A 16960-nucleotide genomic window follows, 5' to 3' on the forward strand; every position below is an offset into this window, starting at 1 on the left:
AGCATCAATCCCCCGAAACCTAGCCTTAACCTTCTCAAGAAATAGTAAAGTCTGGCGCGCATGAGACCGCTGCCCGACAGGATTGCCAAGCAGATGCTCGATTCCGAGAAGACCGACCACGAGATCGCAGTGCTGTTGCCCTGCTACAACGAAGCTGCGACCGTGGGCGAAGTGGTGCGCGCATTTCGCGAAACGCTACCCAGTGCTCATGTCTACGTCTACGACAACAATTCAACCGATGGCACGGCGCTTCACGCCATGCTGGCCGGCGCCACCGTCTTTCGCGAGCGCCGTCAGGGCAAGGGTCACGTGGTGCGCCGCATGTTTGCAGATATCGAAGCGGATATCTATTTGATGGCAGATGGCGACGGCACCTATGCCGCTGGCGATGCCGAAGATCTGATACGCACGCTGATTACCGAACGCGCAGATATGGTGGTGGGAACGCGACGTGGCGTTCATGCCGATGCCGGGCGCAATGGTCATGCCTTCGGAAACCGGTTGTTCAACCAGATCTATCGCGTAATGTTCGGTCCGGGCTTTACAGACATCCTGTCAGGCTACAGGGCGTTTTCTCGGCGCTATGTGAAAAGTTTTCCGGCCGTTTCCAACGGTTTCGAGATCGAGACAGAAATGTCCGTCCATGCCTTGCGGCTCAAATTGCCGGTCTGCGAGCTTGAACTGGATTATGGACGGCGTCCGGAAGGATCGCATTCCAAGCTTTCGACGGTTCGCGACGGGCTGAAGATCCTCTGGATGTTTGCAACCTTGATGAAGGAAACTCGGCCCTTTGCCTTCTTCGGTCTCTTTGCCGGTGTACTCATGAGCAGCAGCCTGATTTTCATGGCGCCGGTCCTCTATTCGTATTTTCAGACAGGCCTCGTTGATCGGATGCCGACATGGGTGTTTTCCATGGCGCTGATGATGATGTCGCTGCTGCTATTGACCGCAGGCACCATTCTCGATTCGCTGGCGCGTGCGCGCGCCGAACAGCTGCGCATCCACTATATGTCGCTGCCGGTCATGGGACAGGCCTCATCAAGCACTGTCGCGGATGTGGTTGAAACCAACACAGCTCCGCGAAAGCGCAAGGCGAGAAAAGCGGCATGATGCGGCTTTTGCGTTTCGCGGTCGTTGGCGGTGCCGGCTTCCTTGTGGACGCATCGATGCTCGCGCTTCTTCTGACGTTCACACCGATAAGTGCCATTCCGGCACGTGCACTGGCGATCCTGACCGCGCTTGCTGCGACCTGGTATCTCAATCGGCGTTTCACCTTCGGGGCCTCGCGATATTCCGTTATCCGCGAGGGCTTTCGCTATGGTTCGGTCGGCCTGACATCGGCCCTGGTGAACTATCTCATATTCACTGGTCTACTGCTGACCATTCCAACGCTCAATCCATTTGCGGCACTGGTCTTCTCATCCATTGCCGCTATGGGTTTCAGCTTTTTTGGCTATTCGCGCTTCGTCTTCCGGCGCTAAACGTCAGATGTTTTCCCAGCCGTCCCTTTCGCTTGCACGATAGATGGCGTCGATAAACTTCTGATTGGCCTTTGAATTTTCCAAGGACACCAGTTCATTCTGGCCCCCTTTCGCTGCGGAAGCGAAGGCCTCTGCTTCCAATTTGTACTGACGGCTATCGGGGAAGCGGAAAATTTCCGATCTGGCATGAGACTGGTTTGAAAGCTCTACTTCCTCGGCCCCCCAGCGGTCGGCATTGAACGGGGATTTTACCTCTATGAATCCTTCCGTGCCGTGGAACACCATGATCTGTCGGTTGGCGAGCTGGGTGGAGATATAAAAGCTCAGCTCAAAGTCGCCGAAGTCGGCCTTCACGCTGGAATAGATGTCTGTGCCGAATACTGGATCACGATCCGTCGTCGCCTGCACACGCACGGGCTCCTTGCCGGTGGAGAACCGTGTCGTGATCGCCGGGTAGACGCCGATATCGGGAAGTCCGCCACCGCCCAGGGATGGGATGTTTCGCATATTGTGCGGGTCGCGGTTGAAGTAGGTGAAAGCGCCCTGCACATGGCGCAATTGACCAATGGCCTTTTCGGCTAGAAGCGAGCGGACTTTCTTCCAGACCGGCGAATAGGTGACCATATAGGCCTCACTGACCACTACACCATTGCGGTCACGCGCCTCGATCACTGCGTCGATGTCACTGGCTTTCAGCGCTATCGGCTTTTCGCACAGAACGTGTTTGCCGGCATCGGCAGCCTTGATCGCCCATTCCACATGCTGGGATGTCGGCAGAGGAATATAGACGGCATCAATTGTGTCGGATGCCAGCATTTCTTCGTAAGATCCGAAGGCGTGCGGGACCGAAAAGCGATCTGCCATGCTGCGTGCCCGCGCTGGATCACGACTGGAGATGGCCGTGACCACACAATTTTCAGCATCCTGAATGGCTGGAACAACGAGCTCCTGACCGATCTTGGCTGTCGACATTATACCGAAACGCAACATGATTTTTCCTCCACGAATTTGTTGGGCGAAAGCTAACGGCATTGCCCCGACGCTGCAACGCTGGATGGCACAGAGAGGACATAAAATGATCGGCCATCATGCTATGCAATGGCTCAATATGTCCTATCTTCGTCTCCAAAAGTGCTTTTCCGCTTGAACATCAGGGATATTATTCGGATGTAGCCTGCATCTGGAGATAAACAAAATGTCTGCAAGTCCCAAAACCGCATTGCTTGTCATCGACGTTCAGGAGTCCTTTCGGCATCGCCCTTCGTGGAGCGAGGACAATGTGCCGGAGTTCTTGACCAACCAGCAGGCACTCATCGATGGCGCGCGCGCCAAAGGTCTGCCGGTGATCCAGATTTTTCACAGCGACGGCGACGGCCCCTTTCATCGCGATAGTGGACATGTTCGCACTCTCGAAGGCCTGTCCATCGCGCCAGACGTCGTCTTTTACAAGAGCCGCCATTCAGCGCTGGTCGGAACGGAACTTGATATCTGGCTCAGGCAACACGGCATCACCCGCCTGATCGTGTCCGGCATCCGCACGGAGCAGTGCTGCGAAACGACAACGCGCCATGCTTCCGATCTTGGCTATATCGTTGATTTCGTCTCGGACGCCACGCTCACATTTGCGATGACGCATGCGTCCGGCACGACTTATAGCGCGGCCGAGATAAAGGCGAGAACGGAACTCGTTCTGGCCGGTCGCTTCGCGCGGATCGCGACCGTCGGCGAAGCCCTCGATATGTTGAGCGCCGCTGCATGATGGACTGCGAGATCTCAACCGCTCGGGTTATTCCTGTCTACACGGTATTGCCGCCGCATTGTCTGCTGGTGGACGTGGCCGGGCCGCTTGAGGTCTTGCGTTATGCCAATGCGGCACAAAGCGAGCTATCTTTCGAATTGCACTTCCTTGCCGTCAGCCGGGAGCAGACCACGTCGATCGGATTGACACTCGCCAATCTGGAACCCTTGCCAGGCGCGCTGCCTGAGGGTGCCTATGTGGTTATTTCTGGCGCGATGACGCGCTGGAACGACGAGCCGTCCGAGAAAGCTGAAAGACAAGTAATCTCGAAATGGCTGGCTGAGACCGTGCATCCCGGTGTCAATCTTGTCACCATATGCTCCGGTGCATTGCTTGCCGGCGCTGCAGGCCTGCTGGACGGCTACGAGTGCACTACGCATGCGGACTGCATTGAGCAATTGCAACGCATTGCGCCGGCGGCACGGGTGCTTGAAAACCGACTGTATGTAGAAGACGGAGTTCGCATGTCGAGCGCTGGCATTTCGACAGGTTCAGATCTGATGCTGCAGCTGGTGTCTCGCCTGACATCTCCCGCTGTCGCGCTAAAGGTCGCGCGCACCATGGTGATCTATATGCGGCGCAGCGGCTCAGATCCGCAGCTCTCCCCCTGGCTCTCTGGGCGCAATCACATTCATCCGTCCATACACCGGGCACAGGATGCCATCATGGGGGAACCGTCGGCAGACTGGTCGCTCGGACGGCTGGCAGATGTCGCGCATCTGAGCGAAAGACACCTTTCGCGACTGTTTCGCGAGCAAACCGGAATGACTGTGATCGACTACGTCAATCTGATGCGGGTCACGCTGGTGCACGATCTTTTGAGCCAGTCGCGGATCGACATCGAAGGGATCGCAGAGCGTGCAGGATTTGCCTCGAGCCGCCACCTGCGCCGTGCCTGGTCCAGACACTATGACCGGCCACCTAGCCACTACCGCCAGTCCACTTGATACATGCGACAGGGACAATCACATTTTCCCGCCAGTGACTGAGTTTGGGATGTGGCCTTTCCGGCAGACATCGAATGCACTACTTGGGAGACTGGAATTTAATTTACTCGGAGTCTCCCATGCAAATGCGCGCACTCGGTCGTACCGGCCTTTCCATCGCCCCCGTCGTTTTCGGCGGCAACGTGTTTGGCTGGACAGCGGACAAGGAGACGTCCTTCAATCTGCTCGACAAATTCTTCGATGCAGGCTTCAATGCCATCGATTCAGCCGATGTTTATTCCACCTGGGTCGACGGCCATGAAGGTGGCGAAAGCGAAAGAGTGATCGGCGAGTGGCTGAAGCGCGGGAGTGTCATACGCGACAAGGCGATTATCGTCACCAAAGTCGGGCATCCGATGTGGGGCGATGAAAAACGCCTCCAGGCAACGTGGATACTTAAGGCCGTCGAAAACTCGCTGAGGCGTCTGCAGACGGACTATATCGATCTCTATCTCTCGCACTTTCCGGAAGAGGGACGTTCACACGAGGAGACGCTTGGAGCATTCGCCAAGCTCAAGGAACAGGGAAAGATCCGGGCGATCGGCTGCTCGAACTTCAACGCTGAACAGTTGAAGTCGTCGTTTGAAGCGAGCGAGAAATCCGGTCTGCCGCGCTACGATGTGATCCAGCCCGAATATAATCTCTATACAAGGGACACTTTCGACGGTCCGCTTTCGGAGCTCTGCCAGGAAAATGATATCGGCGTCATCAGCTATTTTGCCTTGGCCTCGGGCTTTCTCAGCGGAAAATATCGCAAGGCCGAAGATGCGGAAGGCAAAGCGCGCGGAGGCAATATGTCCAAATACATGAATGACAGAGGATTTGCGATCCTTGGCGCGCTCGACAGCATTGCGAAGGAGACGGGAACGACACCAGCAGCTGTTGCGATAGCCTGGGTCGCCGCGCGCCCCGGTATTACTGCGCCCATCGCATCCGCCACGAGCCTGAAACAACTGGACGCAATTATCGCTGCCGGCAAACTGAGCCTTAGCGCCGACCAGATGGCGCAGCTTAACGCCGCAGGGGCGTGATCGATGAGCGTCGAAATCCGCAATCCCACTGAAGCCGACGAAGCTGCATGGCGACGATACTGGGCGGCCTATCTCACATTCTACAAAGCCGATGTTTCAGAGGAGGTGACGGCCCATACCTGGGCGCGTATCCTCGATCCGAACTCGCCGATCAATGCGCGCCTTGCCATTGTTGATGGACAGGTGGCCGGGTTCGCCATCCATCTTATCCATGAGACCACATGGGAAATGACACCGACGTGTTACCTCGAAGACCTGTTTGTCGACGAGACAATCCGCGGCAAAGGTATCGGGCGGGCGCTGATCGATGATCTGTTGACCATATGCCACACCAATGGCTGGTGCCGGCTTTATTGGCATACGGCAAACGACAACGCACAAGCGCGCAAACTGTACGACAGTTACTGCGACGCAAATGGGTTCGTGTGCTACCAGATCGAGCTCGAAACCTGATTTTGCTTCAGCCCTTGTGGCGGAAAAAATCGACAAATGCCCTCAAAGCCGGACGCATCTGGCGACGGGTTGGATAGTAGATATAGAAGCCGTCGAAGGGTTCGCACCAGTCTTCCATGACCCGGATCAACCGACGGTCGGCCAATTCGTCCTGAATGCGGGTTTCGAATACGAAGGCCAGTCCTGCCCCATCCAGGCAGGCAGCAAGGATTGCCCGATCATCGGGAAGAGTGAGCGTGCCGGCGACATCGACGATCACGGCCTTGCCGTCTTTTTCAAGCTCCCAGCGGTAAATTCGGCCACTGGCGAATCGCCGCCGTATGCAGCGGTGGGCCATGAGATCACTCGGCTGCGTCGGGACAGGATAGCGCTCAAAGTAGCGAGGTGCTGCGACGATGGCGCCACGCCACATGCCGCTGGCTTTGACTGCCACCATATCAGCTTCCAGATGCTCACCGAGACGGAGGCCGGCATCGAATCCCTGTTCAACGATGTCTTCAAAACTGTCGTTCGCGACCAGTTCCAACGCGATGTCGGGGTAGAGAATGCTAAACTCTCCCAATCGAGGTGCGATAAGGTGCTCTGCCGCCAGGCGTGGTAAAGTGATGCGCAAGGTCCCGGCCGGCCTGGATCTGGTCTCTGACAAAGTGTCGAGTGCCGCTCTAATTTCTGCCAGGGCAGGAGTCAAAGTGGCAAGCAATTGCCTGCCTTCCTGGGTGGGTGACACGCTGCGGGTGGTGCGCGCCAGCAGACGGATGCCAAGGCTCTCTTCCAGCGCTGATACGGCGTGGCTGACGGCAGACGGGGCTATGCCCAGCTCTGCGGCTGCCTTCCTGAAGCTGGATGTTTCGGCCACGATGGCGAGAACGGCTAGTTGGGAAAGTTGCGCTCTGTTCATTGTTCTATTTAATAGAACAAGCCGATCAAAATTACAGCTATTCCAAATGATAATTCAGCGGTCTACGGTGAAATATCTCAGAACAGAGAGATATGGATTTCAAAGAAAGTTTCTCGCCATGAAGAACAGAAACCTGGGTTCCCTTTCCGTCTCCGCGCTCGGACTTGGCTGCATGGGCATGAGCCATGGCTATAGCCCCTCACAGGACGACAGCGCGTCGATTGACACCATCCACCGCGCTGTTGATCTTGGCGTCACGTTGTTCGACACAGCCGAAGTCTACGGCCCCTATATCAACGAGAGCCTTGTCGGCAAGGCGTTGAAACCGATGCGCGACAAGGTCAAGATCGCCACCAAATTCGGTTTCAGGATCGATGCCTCCAAGCCCGCCGGCGAAATGATGGTCGGCACAGATGGCACACCGGAGAATGTGCGCGCAGTTGCTGAGGCCTCATTGAAGCGTCTGGATACCGACGTTATCGACCTGTTCTACCAGCATCGCGTTGACCCTGCGGTTCCAATCGAAGACACCGTCGGGGCCATGGCCGATCTGGTTTCACAGGGCAAGGTGAAGGCCATCGGGCTTTCTGAAGCAAGCGCAGACACGCTTCGCCGTGCTCACGCAACGCACCCGATCGCAGCCATCCAGAGCGAATATTCCCTGTGGTCGCGCGACGTCGAGCAGAATGGCGTTCTGGATACCTGCCGCGAGCTTGGTATCGGCTTCGTACCGTTTTCCCCTCTCGGTCGCGGAACGCTCACAGGTGGATTGAAGAAACTGGACGGGCTGGCTGCCGACGATTTTCGCCGCACCCTGCCCCGCTTCCAGGCGGAGAACTTCGACGCCAATCTGGCACTCGTTCAATTGCTCGAAGACATGGCTGCCGAAAAGGGCGTTACGGCCGCACAATTGGCCCTCGCATGGGTGCTGGCACAGGGCGATTTTATCGTTCCCATTCCCGGCACGACGAAGATCGCAAACCTGGAAAAGAATGTAGCCGCAGCAGATGTTATTCTGAGCAAGACGGAAGCCGACACACTGGGTGAACTGCTTTCGCCTGCGAAGGTGGCTGGTGGTAGATATCCGGAGCGCCTAGCCAAGATGGCGGGGCGCTGATCCCTCGTCGCTGTTGCCGTCCCTGTGCGCAATTACGATTATCGCGAAAGCAGGGTCAAGCTTTTGCTAGTTTGGATGCCTTCGTCGCGTAATAGGCACGCTTGTTATCGTACATCAGGATGTCGGCCCGTTTCATCAGCGATTCCATGCTCTCGCCAGGCTCGCTGGTTGCCATACCGAGTGAAATGCTGAGCGGCGCGTCCGAATAGAACTGGTTGTTGATCTTCAAGATCTCGTAGACCGTCTCGACCAAAGCGTGCGCCGCGTGTTGATCCGCGCCCGGCATCAGGATAGCAAATTCATCGCCCCCAATGCGGGCTGCATGATTTGGTGCCTTTGCGACGCCATTGAGCACCTCGCCGAAGCGCCGCAAAAGCGCATCGCCAGCATCATGACCAAGCTGATCATTGGCTTCTTTCAGTCCATTGAGATCAATTACGATGGCTGACACCGGACGGAGAGACTTTCTCTCCAATCTGTTGAGCTCGTCAGTATAGAAGGCACGGTTATGAAGCTTGGTGAGAATGTCGTGTTTTCCGAGATATTCCAGATAGGCTTCAGCCTTCTTGCGAGCGGTGATGTCGGTCAATGCGACCTGCACACGAGACCAATCGGCCTCATGGCCCGGAAACACGGAAAAATTGAGCAGGATGTGACGCTCGGAACCATCGAGCGCATAATTGACCACTTCGCGGCTGTGATAGAGACGCCCCTCCCAGAGATCGACCAATTGCTCCCGGAACGGCTTTTCCGTCTCGCCCCGAAAGATCTCGGATTGCCGCACCAATAATGTTTGCCGATCTGGTGCGCAGAACAGGTCCAAAGTGGCCTGGTTCACGTCAATGACCCTGATTTCAGCCAGGCACTGGCGGACGAATTCGGGGTGAACATCGGTGAAGACGCGGAAGTCTTCAATGCCACGCTCTCGAACGCCTTCGATCAGCGCGTGTATACCACTGAAATCCTCAATCCAGAGAGAAACCGGAGAATGTTCGAACACGCCCTCGGCATAGCGTCGATGTTCCTCCTCGGCGCGCCTTGCCGCTTCCCGCTCGGTCACATTTTCGGTTGTAATGAGAAGCTGGCCGAGCGTGTCTTCATATCCCGGCATCACGGACCCGCGTAACTGAATATCCAGCCGTTGTCCGGATAGCGAGTAGTTGACGGCGTTGCCGGTGAATTCGGTTTTGCCGTCCCAAAGTTCGGCCAGTTCGTTGATATGTGTCTCCCACATATCGTCTCGGAATACCTTGTCGAGATTGCTTGTGAGGTGATCGATATCGGACGCCTCGAACAGCTCAAGGGTTTTACGGTTCACACGCATTATGCGTATTTTGGATGAGCATTCTCCGACCCTTGAAAGGTCACTCTTCAAAAAGGCGCGAATATCGGAGACGCCGCCTTTGCGCCATGCGTCGAACTGAGCCTTAACCTCGCTGAAATCTTCGATCCACATGGCGATAAGTGCGAGGTCAAAAATATTGCTATCGATTGAGCCCGTCATTTGAAATCGCCTATTTTAATATGAAATCTGAAAAACAACCTCTGCAGGTTTAGTACTCGATAGCGTACATTTAATTAGTAAACCGCATATTGACGTCCGCGGACGTCTCGACAACGCACTGCAGACAAAAAAGAAGCGACATGACACCATGCCGCTTCGTCCGTTTTCTGTGCAGTTGCAATCAGGCTCGCAGCGTGCCGCCCGTCGTCTTTTCGACATTCGCGACAATCTTCTTTGTCAACGCTTCGAAGTCTTCATCTGTCAGCGTCTTCTCGATCGGCTGGATCAAGACCTCGATCGCGACCGACTTCTTGCCGTCGCCGAGGGCTGCGCCTTCAAAGACGTCAAAGACGTTTACACCCGTGATGAGCTTTCGGTCGGACCCTGCCGCCGCGCGCATGATCGCCCCGGCTTCGACTGCGCGATCGACCACAAAGGCGAAATCACGCTTGACGAGTTGCAAAGATGACAGATCCAGAGCCGGCTTTGTACGGGTGGCTTTTTTCTTCGGCTCAGGCATAGCATCCACGAAGACCTCAAAGCCGCAAAGTGCGCCAGAGACATCAAGGCCCGACAGCGTCTTCGGATGGAATTCGCCGAAGTAGCCAAGGATAATCTTCGGTCCCATCTTGATGGTGCCGGAACGCCCCGGATGATACCAGTCAGGTGCGCCAGCCTCGATCTGGACATTGCTCATCGGCAGGCCACAAGCCTCGATGACGGCAAGTGCATCGGCCTTGGCGTCAAAAACGCCAACCGGCTTTCCGCCACCGTTGGCGGTGTTCGACCACATGCGTCCAGCACCCGCTAATGATGCCGTGCCACGACGGATGCCACCAGCCACGCGACGCTGCCCTTCCGGCGTATCGCCTTCATAAGTTCCCGACACTTCAAAGAGTGCCACATCGCCGAAGCCACGATCTGCGTTACGCTGGGCCGCAGTCAAAAGACCCGGCAATAGTGATGGACGCATATCCGACATGTCAGAGGCGATCGGGTTGGCAAGCTTCAACGAAGCGCTACCTCCGCCGAAGAGCCTGGCGTGGTCGTGCGAAATGAAGGACCACGTCACGGCCTCAAGCATGCCGCGCGACGCAAGCGCACGCTTGGCTGTGCGGGTGCGGATCTGCAGCGTGGTGAGGATCTTTGCGTTGACTGCGCCAGCCGCCGGCAGCGGCTCAGGCTTGATCTCGTCAACCCCGTGGATGCGCATGACTTCTTCAACCAAGTCAGCCTTGCCATCGACGTCCGGTCGCCATGATGGAACGGCAACCTTGACCGTATCGCCATCGCCGGAAACCTCGAAGCCGAGACCAGTCAGAATGTCTTTCGCTTCCGAATTCGAAACTGTCAGTCCAGTCAGACGCTTCACTTCCGCGTAAGGAAAGTCAACGCGCTTCGGTTCATAGCCCTTGTAGCCAGTGACCTTTGCTTCACTCGCAGTGCCGCCGCACATGTCCAGCACCAGTTCGGTGGTGCGCTCGAGACCCGGAACCATATATTCGGGATCCACACCACGCTCGAAGCGGTAGCGTGCATCGGTGATGATGCCCTGCGAACGGCCTGTCTTGGCGATATTGATCGGATCCCAAAGCGCAGATTCGATCAGCACATTGGTGGTATTCTCGTCACAGCCGGAATGTTCTCCGCCCATAATGCCGCCGATGGATTCCGGACCATTGTCATCGGCAATGATGACGTTGGTGGGGTTCAGCTTGTAGGTGCGCGTGTCGAGCGCCAGGATTTCTTCGCCATCCTTTGCACGACGTACCACCAGGGCACCCTTAACCTTGTCGGCGTCGAATACGTGCATCGGGCGACCCTGATCGAAGGTCATGTAGTTGGTGACATCGACCAGAGCAGAAATCGGGCGAAGGCCGATAGCAAGCAGCCGTTGCTGCATCCATTTCGGGCTTGGGCCGTTTTTCACGCCGCGTACGAGACGCCAGGCGAAACCTGGGCAAAGCTCGCTTTCAAGTTCGATCCTGACCTCTTGCGGCGTATTACCCTCGACCTTGAACGACGGTGGCGTCGGTCTCTTCAACGTTCCAAGACCGGAAGCCGCCAGGTCGCGGGCAATGCCGTAGATCGACGTGCAGTCAGGACGGTTTGGGGTGAGATTGATTTCGATGACCGGGTCGTCGAGGCCAGCATAGGAAGCGAAGGAGGTGCCAACCGGCGCGTCTTCCGGTAGATCAATGATGCCGTTATGGTCATCCGACATGTCGAGCTCTTTTTCAGAACACATCATGCCGTGGCTTTCGACGCCACGGATCTTGCCGACAGACAAGGTCACGTCGATGCCCGGCACATAGGTGCCGGGTCGTGCCAACGCACCAACCAGTCCTGCGCGCGCATTCGGTGCGCCGCAGACGATCTGCACTGGTTTGCCATCGCCGGCATCGACGGACAGGACCTGCAGGCGGTCGGCTTCCGGATGCTTTTCGGCAGACAGAACCTTGGCGATGACGAACGGCTTGTAGGCAGCCTTGTCGTCAACATCTTCGACCTCGAGGCCGATCGCCGTCAGCCGCTCGCAGATCTGATCCAGCGTTGCATCGGTTTCGAGATGATCTTTCAGCCAGGAGAGAGTGAATTTCATTGGTCCAATCTTTCGGATACGGATCGCAACAAGGCGTCTGCGTTGATTTCGATCTGTGACGACGTTGCTTTGCGAATGGCATCGCGTCCGCACAGCAGAGTCGACACCTGTATTTCAGCGCCAAGGTCCGGCCAGAGCAGGCTTGCCGCGAGGAACTCCATGGAATTCCGCTCCGTCGCGCTTGCGCCTTCGAGAGCGGGGATCCAGGCCGTTGGTACGCTGATGACCCGGCCATCGACCAGTTCGACATGCAGATAGCTTTCATCGCAAAGCGCATCTACCGGCTGCGTGCCCTTCTTCGGCATTTCAGAGTTCAGCATGCATAGCCTCTCGATATGACGGCACGCATGACTTACGCACTCAGGCCGCCGAACAATGTCGGCACATCGAGGGGTCTAAAACCGTAGTGGCTCGTCCATCGAACATCGGCATTGAAGAAGTCGCGCAGGTCCGGCATTCCGTATTTCAGCATGGCAATACGATCGAGCCCCATGCCCCAGGCAAAGCCCTGATATTCGTCGGGATCAAGCCCGCCGGCGCGCAGAACGTTGGGATGAACCATTCCACAGCCGAGAATTTCCATCCAGTCGGTACCTTCGCCGAATTTGACGATCGGTCCGGACGAACGGTCACACTGTATGTCCACCTCGAAGCTCGGCTCGGTGAACGGGAAGAATGACGGGCGGAAGCGCATCACGACGTTATCGACCTCGAAGAAGGTCTTGCAGAACTCTTCAAGAACCCAGCGCAGATGCCCGACATTGGCGGTCTTGTCGATGACAAGGCCTTCCACCTGGTGGAACATGGGCGAATGGGTTGCGTCACTGTCCTGCCGATAGGTCTTGCCGGGGATGACGATACGAATCGGTGGCTTCTGGGCCTCCATGGTGCGGACCTGCACGGGCGACGTATGGGTGCGCAGAACCTTGCGCTCGCCATTCTCATCAGGTGCGAGGAAGAAGGTATCGTGCATCTCGCGGGCCGGGTGACCCTCGGGGAAATTCAGGGCCGTGAAATTGTAGTAATCGGTCTCGATATCCGGACCTTCGGCAATGGAGAAACCCATGTCAGCAAAAATCGCGGTAATTTCATCGACGATCTGAGTGATCGGATGAATACGACCGCGCTCTGCAGGGGAACTGCGGACCGGCAGGCTGACATCGACCGTCTCTGCCTTCAGGCGAGCGTCGATGGCGGCATCTCTCAGCGCGGTCTTGCGCTCGTTGATTGCCTCAGCAATCTCGTTCTTCAAAGCATTGATCGCTGCACCGCGTGTCTGGCGCTCTTCCGGGGTCATGGAACCCAGGGTCTTCAGCAATTCCGACACCGAGCCTTTTTTGCCCAGCGCCGACAAGCGAACCGCTTCAATCGCTGCCTCGTCTCCCGCTGCGGCGACATCTGCCAAAAGCGCCGTCTTCATACTATCGAGATCGGACATTTTCGTCTTTCCTGCCTCTTTTCCGGGCACTACGCCCGGTACATGACGCTATCATGAAAAAACCCGCGCCAGCCCTGCCAGCGCGGGTTTCCCAATTCAATTGTAAAGTTGGGAAGCGCTGGTTAGCGCATGTCCCATGCGGGCGCAGCCCGCGTGCAAGGCACATGCGCCGCCTCGGTTGGTTGAGCCAGCTTTGCGCGCCTTCGGCGCGCTCGGCTCAACGAACCGCGCTTTCAAACTCGTTGGTGGTGCCGGCTTCCTTGAGGTACTCAAGCGACTTCTTGGAGGCCGCAACGAGTGCACCGAATGCTTCGGGCTCATGGATGGCCATGTCGGAGAGAACCTTACGGTCAACTTCGATGCCAGCCTTGTTCAGGCCATCGATGAAGCGGCCGTATGTGAGGCCGAATTCGCGGACAGCAGCGTTGATACGCTGAATCCACAGAGCGCGGAAGTTGCGCTTGTTAACCTTGCGGTCGCGATAGGCGTACTGCTTGGAACGGTCTACAGCAGCTTTTGCTGCGCGGATCGTATTCTTGCGGCGGCCGTAGAAGCCCTTGGCTGCCTTATAAACTTTTTTGTGCTTGGCGCGGGAAGTTACGCCACGTTTTACGCGTGCCATGTCATGATCTCCTTAATATCCAAAAAAACGCAGAGGGTCTCAGAGACCGTTCGGCAGGTAGTTCTTGATGACCTTCTTGCCGTCAGGCTCAGCCAGGACCATCGTACCGCGTGCATCGCGGATGAACTTGTTGGACCGTTTGATCATGCCGTGGCGCTTGCCAGCAGCAGCTGCAACAACCTTGCCGGTTGCTGTAATCTTGAACCGCTTCTTGGCGGACGACTTCGTCTTCATCTTGGGCATTTTGCTACTCCATAAGGTTCTTTTTTGAGGCCGGAGACGAAACCAACCTCAAGCATTAAGAACGGCCACGGCATGCCCTGCCGGACCGTTCGGACGCGCGCTTATAACCGTAGAGATATAAAAGTGCAACACGACTGCACACGGAATCTTTTCCGAGGCCACCTGTTTCGACGTCGAGGCAAACGTCGCATCACCTGACGTGCTCCCTAGCAAATCTTGGTGAGACGCAAATGGGTGCTGTTCCTCGACATTATTCTCAGATCGAAAGTCACTGACCAGCGTGTTTACTGATCAACAGACCTGCTTTTTGTTGGGAGACAGCCATTCAAAAGACTCCAGCGCGGCTATGGCTGCTTTCGCCTTGCACTGCTATCAGCAAGATGCCGCGCGCGCGACAATCGTGCTTGCCAGCAATCGGAGACGACAAAAGCCGCCCACGGCGGCTTCATCGGTCCGAATGGACGCCGATTACCTCGGCGCCAATACCATCATCATCTGACGGCCTTCGAGCTTCGGCTCGGCCTCGACCTTCGCGATCTCCGCGGTGTCTTCCTTGACCTGCGTCAGCAATTTCATGCCGAGTTCCTGGTGGGCCATTTCACGACCGCGGAAACGCAGTGTGACACGAACCTTATCACCTTCGTCAAAGAACCTGTTCATCGCCTTCATCTTCACCTGATAATCATGGGTGTCGATATTGGGACGCATCTTGATCTCTTTGATTTCGACGATCTTCTGCTTCTTGCGGGCCTCAGCGGCCTTTTTCTGGTTTGCGTATTTCAGCTTACCCAGATCCAGAATTTTGCAAACGGGCGGCTCGGCATTGGGCGAAATTTCCACGAGATCGAGTCCCGCTTCTTCTGCCATCCTAAGCGCCTCTTCCGTCGGGACTGCGCCGAGGTTCTGGCCTTCGTCGTTAATAAGCTGGACTTTGGGAACCCGGATTTCTCGGTTCGAGCGCGGCCCCTCCTTGACGGGGGCGTCGGCTTTAAAAGGTCTGCGAATGGTCGTATTCTCCTTTGATGATGCGTGAAATTACAAGGGTCAACGGCCTTGTACGCGCAATTTTCCGGCAATGTGACGATTACGGTGAGCAAGTCAATAGCATGGTTCCGTCAAGAAATCACCTGCTGTCCGATATCTGTCGAATCTGCTTTATAGGCCGCAAACAAACGAGGACGAATGAATGAGCACGGCTGCAAGCAGTATTGAAACGGTCACGATCACGGTTGGTTCCGGCGATCAGGCACGCCAGATCGCCACACAGTCCCGTCGATCCAAAACAGAAGCCAGTGGACCAGCCTTGATGTGGCTCGGCGGCTACAGGTCGGATATGGCCGGGACCAAGGCAATCGAGATGGACCGGCTGGCCGACACGCATGGACTGGCTGCTATCCGCTTCGATTACTCTGGACATGGTGAGTCCGGAGGCGATTTCAAGGACGGCACCATATCCCGCTGGACTGAAGAGGCACTCAGCGTCCTCGATCACGAAGCCCCGGAAAGCGTCATCCTGATCGGCTCCTCCATGGGTGGCTGGATCGCGCTTCGGCTGATCGAAGAGATCCGGCGCCGTGGCAATGGACCCGAGATCGAAGGCCTCGTACTGATCGCTCCAGCGCCAGACTTCACCATCGAGTTGATAGAGCCTCAGTTGACCGACACCGAACGCCATGACCTTGCAGAGAAGGGCTATTTCGAAGAGATATCGGAATATAGCCCGGATCCGAATATCTTCACGCGCAAGCTGTTCGAAGACGGAGAGAAAAATCGCGTGCTGAAGGGTATCGTGGATACGGGATGCCCCGTCCATATCCTGCAGGGAATGAACGATCCTGATGTTCCTTATACACACGCACTTAAACTTCTCGAGCACCTGCCATCGGACGATGTCGTCTTGACGTTGATACGGGACGGCGATCATCGCCTTTCCCGTCCGCAGGATCTGGAGCGCATGGCAGCCGCGATCGAGGAGATTGTGCAGCACTGCTAATGTGTCATTTTAACCATACCAACGGATTGCCTGTGCTTCCCCCGTTCGTTTGATTGACTAACCACCCCTTTGTTCATTAACTTTTTGTTAAGCATCAAGGGGACGACCAGATGGTAAATCGATCGAGGGCAATTGCCCTGGTTCTGGCGGGCATGGCCATTGCCGCGTCAGCGACTGTGGCAACGCCTGCGCCGAACACGCCTTACGCAATGCCGACCGGTAGCGTGACATCTCAGCCGATCGGCCATTACGATTTTTGCCGTGCGCATCGCGATGAGTGCTCTATCCGCAGCCAACCGTCTGCGCCGCCAACCATTACAGATCACGGCTGGGATATCGTTCGCAACGTGAATGCGTCGGTCAACTCAACGATCACTCCGATGACGGATATGGAAATTTATGGTCGAGAAGAAGTCTGGGCCTATCCCGTTGATGCCGGCGACTGCGAAGACTTCGTTTTGCTGAAGCGCAAGAAGCTGATCGAGGCTGGCTTTCCCGTATCCGCCCTTTTGATCACCGTCGTCAGAAAGCCGGATGGCGAGGGACATGCTGTCCTTACTCTGCGCAGTTCAGACGGCGATTTCGTGCTCGACAATCTATCTGACGACGTGAAGCCGTGGTTTCGCACGCCCTACAGCTTTCTGAAGCGTCAGGCGACGTTTGACACCGGTCGCTGGGTGACCATCGATGACGGTCGCGACGTTCTCGTCGGCGCACTCCGGTAAGGCATCAAAATCCATTGAAAAAGCGGCCCTTGGAGGTCGCTTTTTTTGTTAGACAGCCAACGATCCGCG

General features: G+C 56.3%; 19 protein-coding genes. 10 read left to right on the forward strand and 9 right to left on the reverse strand.

All coding sequences use genetic code 11. The features are described 5' to 3' along the window. The first annotated feature begins 93 nt into the window (after window positions 1–93). Entirely contained in the window at window positions 94–1110 is a 1017-nt protein-coding gene (locus ACWPM9_RS19815) for a glycosyltransferase (RefSeq protein ID WP_484757692.1), read from the forward strand. Further along, window positions 1107–1481, forward strand: coding sequence for a GtrA family protein (locus ACWPM9_RS19820; RefSeq protein ID WP_484756256.1), 375 nt, complete (start codon window positions 1107–1109; stop codon window positions 1479–1481). Before ACWPM9_RS19815 ends, ACWPM9_RS19820 begins: the two co-directional genes overlap by 4 nt. A gap of 3 nt (window positions 1482–1484) precedes the next feature. Here the strand turns inward: ACWPM9_RS19820 and ACWPM9_RS19825 are convergent, their stop codons facing one another. Continuing rightward, entirely contained in the window at window positions 1485–2471 is a 987-nt protein-coding gene (locus ACWPM9_RS19825) for a Gfo/Idh/MocA family protein (RefSeq protein ID WP_484756257.1), read from the reverse strand. A 205-nt stretch (window positions 2472–2676) separates the two neighbouring features. Between ACWPM9_RS19825 and ACWPM9_RS19830 the strand changes: the two genes are divergently transcribed. From ACWPM9_RS19830 to ACWPM9_RS19845, 4 genes are all read left to right on the forward strand, one after another. Next, the gene (locus ACWPM9_RS19830; RefSeq protein WP_484756258.1) at window positions 2677–3240 is read left to right on the forward strand and encodes an isochorismatase family protein; all 564 of its coding nucleotides are present in this window, start codon (window positions 2677–2679) and stop codon (window positions 3238–3240) included. After that, the gene (locus ACWPM9_RS19835; RefSeq protein ID WP_484756259.1) at window positions 3237–4226 is read left to right on the forward strand and encodes a GlxA family transcriptional regulator; all 990 of its coding nucleotides are present in this window, start codon (window positions 3237–3239) and stop codon (window positions 4224–4226) included. Before ACWPM9_RS19830 ends, ACWPM9_RS19835 begins: the two co-directional genes overlap by 4 nt. A 119-nt stretch (window positions 4227–4345) precedes the next feature. Next, window positions 4346–5296: an aldo/keto reductase gene (locus tag ACWPM9_RS19840; protein ID WP_484756260.1), complete on the forward strand. Its 951-nt coding sequence runs from the start codon at window positions 4346–4348 to the stop codon at window positions 5294–5296. Between the two features lie 3 nt (window positions 5297–5299). After that, the gene (locus tag ACWPM9_RS19845; protein ID WP_484756261.1) at window positions 5300–5749 is read left to right on the forward strand and encodes a GNAT family N-acetyltransferase; all 450 of its coding nucleotides are present in this window, start codon (window positions 5300–5302) and stop codon (window positions 5747–5749) included. Window positions 5750–5756: 7 nt separating this feature from the next. Here ACWPM9_RS19845 and ACWPM9_RS19850 read toward each other — a convergent pair whose 3' ends face one another. Continuing rightward, window positions 5757–6647: a LysR family transcriptional regulator gene (locus ACWPM9_RS19850; protein ID WP_484756262.1), complete on the reverse strand. Its 891-nt coding sequence runs from the start codon at window positions 6645–6647 to the stop codon at window positions 5757–5759. A gap of 118 nt (window positions 6648–6765) precedes the next feature. On the opposite strand from ACWPM9_RS19850, the gene ACWPM9_RS19855 reads away from it, so the two are divergent. Beyond that, window positions 6766–7764, forward strand: a complete 999-nt coding sequence (locus ACWPM9_RS19855; protein WP_484756263.1) for an aldo/keto reductase — start codon at window positions 6766–6768, stop codon at window positions 7762–7764. A gap of 55 nt (window positions 7765–7819) precedes the next feature. Here the strand turns inward: ACWPM9_RS19855 and ACWPM9_RS19860 are convergent, their stop codons facing one another. The 6 genes from ACWPM9_RS19860 to rpmI form a co-directional block, all read right to left on the reverse strand. Continuing rightward, a complete protein-coding gene (locus tag ACWPM9_RS19860; RefSeq protein WP_484756264.1) occupies window positions 7820–9268 on the reverse strand; it encodes a sensor domain-containing diguanylate cyclase in 1449 nt (482 codons plus the stop codon). A gap of 181 nt (window positions 9269–9449) precedes the next feature. After that, window positions 9450–11888 carry a phenylalanine--tRNA ligase subunit beta gene (gene pheT / locus ACWPM9_RS19865; protein ID WP_484757693.1) on the reverse strand — a complete coding sequence of 813 codons (2439 nt, stop codon included), beginning with the start codon at window positions 11886–11888 and terminating at the stop codon, window positions 9450–9452. Further along, window positions 11867–12190, reverse strand: a complete 324-nt coding sequence (locus ACWPM9_RS19870; RefSeq protein WP_428186343.1) for a DUF2442 domain-containing protein — start codon at window positions 12188–12190, stop codon at window positions 11867–11869. Before ACWPM9_RS19870 ends, pheT begins: the two co-directional genes overlap by 22 nt. Window positions 12191–12222: 32 nt before the next feature. Further along, window positions 12223–13308 (reverse strand): phenylalanine--tRNA ligase subunit alpha, encoded by a 1086-nt coding sequence (gene pheS, locus ACWPM9_RS19875; RefSeq protein ID WP_484756265.1) that lies wholly within the window; start codon window positions 13306–13308, stop codon window positions 12223–12225. Between the two features lie 217 nt (window positions 13309–13525). Then, window positions 13526–13930: a 50S ribosomal protein L20 gene (gene rplT / locus ACWPM9_RS19880; RefSeq protein WP_428186345.1), complete on the reverse strand. Its 405-nt coding sequence runs from the start codon at window positions 13928–13930 to the stop codon at window positions 13526–13528. Window positions 13931–13969: 39 nt separating this feature from the next. Further along, on the reverse strand, window positions 13970–14173 hold the full coding sequence (gene rpmI / locus ACWPM9_RS19885; protein WP_029620731.1) for a 50S ribosomal protein L35: 204 nt from the start codon (window positions 14171–14173) through the stop codon (window positions 13970–13972). 280 nt (window positions 14174–14453) lie between these two features. On the opposite strand from rpmI, the gene ACWPM9_RS19890 reads away from it, so the two are divergent. Continuing rightward, entirely contained in the window at window positions 14454–14672 is a 219-nt protein-coding gene (locus ACWPM9_RS19890) for a hypothetical protein (RefSeq protein ID WP_484756266.1), read from the forward strand. Here the strand turns inward: ACWPM9_RS19890 and infC are convergent. Beyond that, on the reverse strand, window positions 14642–15178 hold the full coding sequence (gene infC, locus ACWPM9_RS19895) for a translation initiation factor IF-3 (protein ID WP_428186512.1): 537 nt from the start codon (window positions 15176–15178) through the stop codon (window positions 14642–14644). The genes ACWPM9_RS19890 and infC overlap by 31 nt on opposite strands. Window positions 15179–15359: 181 nt before the next feature. Here infC and ACWPM9_RS19900 point away from each other — a divergent pair, with 181 nt between their 5' ends. Together ACWPM9_RS19900 and ACWPM9_RS19905 are read left to right on the forward strand one after the other, a co-directional pair. Next, complete coding sequence (locus ACWPM9_RS19900; RefSeq protein ID WP_484756267.1) at window positions 15360–16166, forward strand: alpha/beta hydrolase; 807 nt, start codon at window positions 15360–15362, stop codon at window positions 16164–16166. Window positions 16167–16276: 110 nt separating this feature from the next. Continuing rightward, complete coding sequence (locus ACWPM9_RS19905) at window positions 16277–16891, forward strand: transglutaminase-like cysteine peptidase (protein WP_484756268.1); 615 nt, start codon at window positions 16277–16279, stop codon at window positions 16889–16891. The last annotated feature ends 69 nt before the right edge of the window (window positions 16892–16960 follow it).

It is taken from the genome of Agrobacterium sp. H141 (assembly GCF_057158725.1).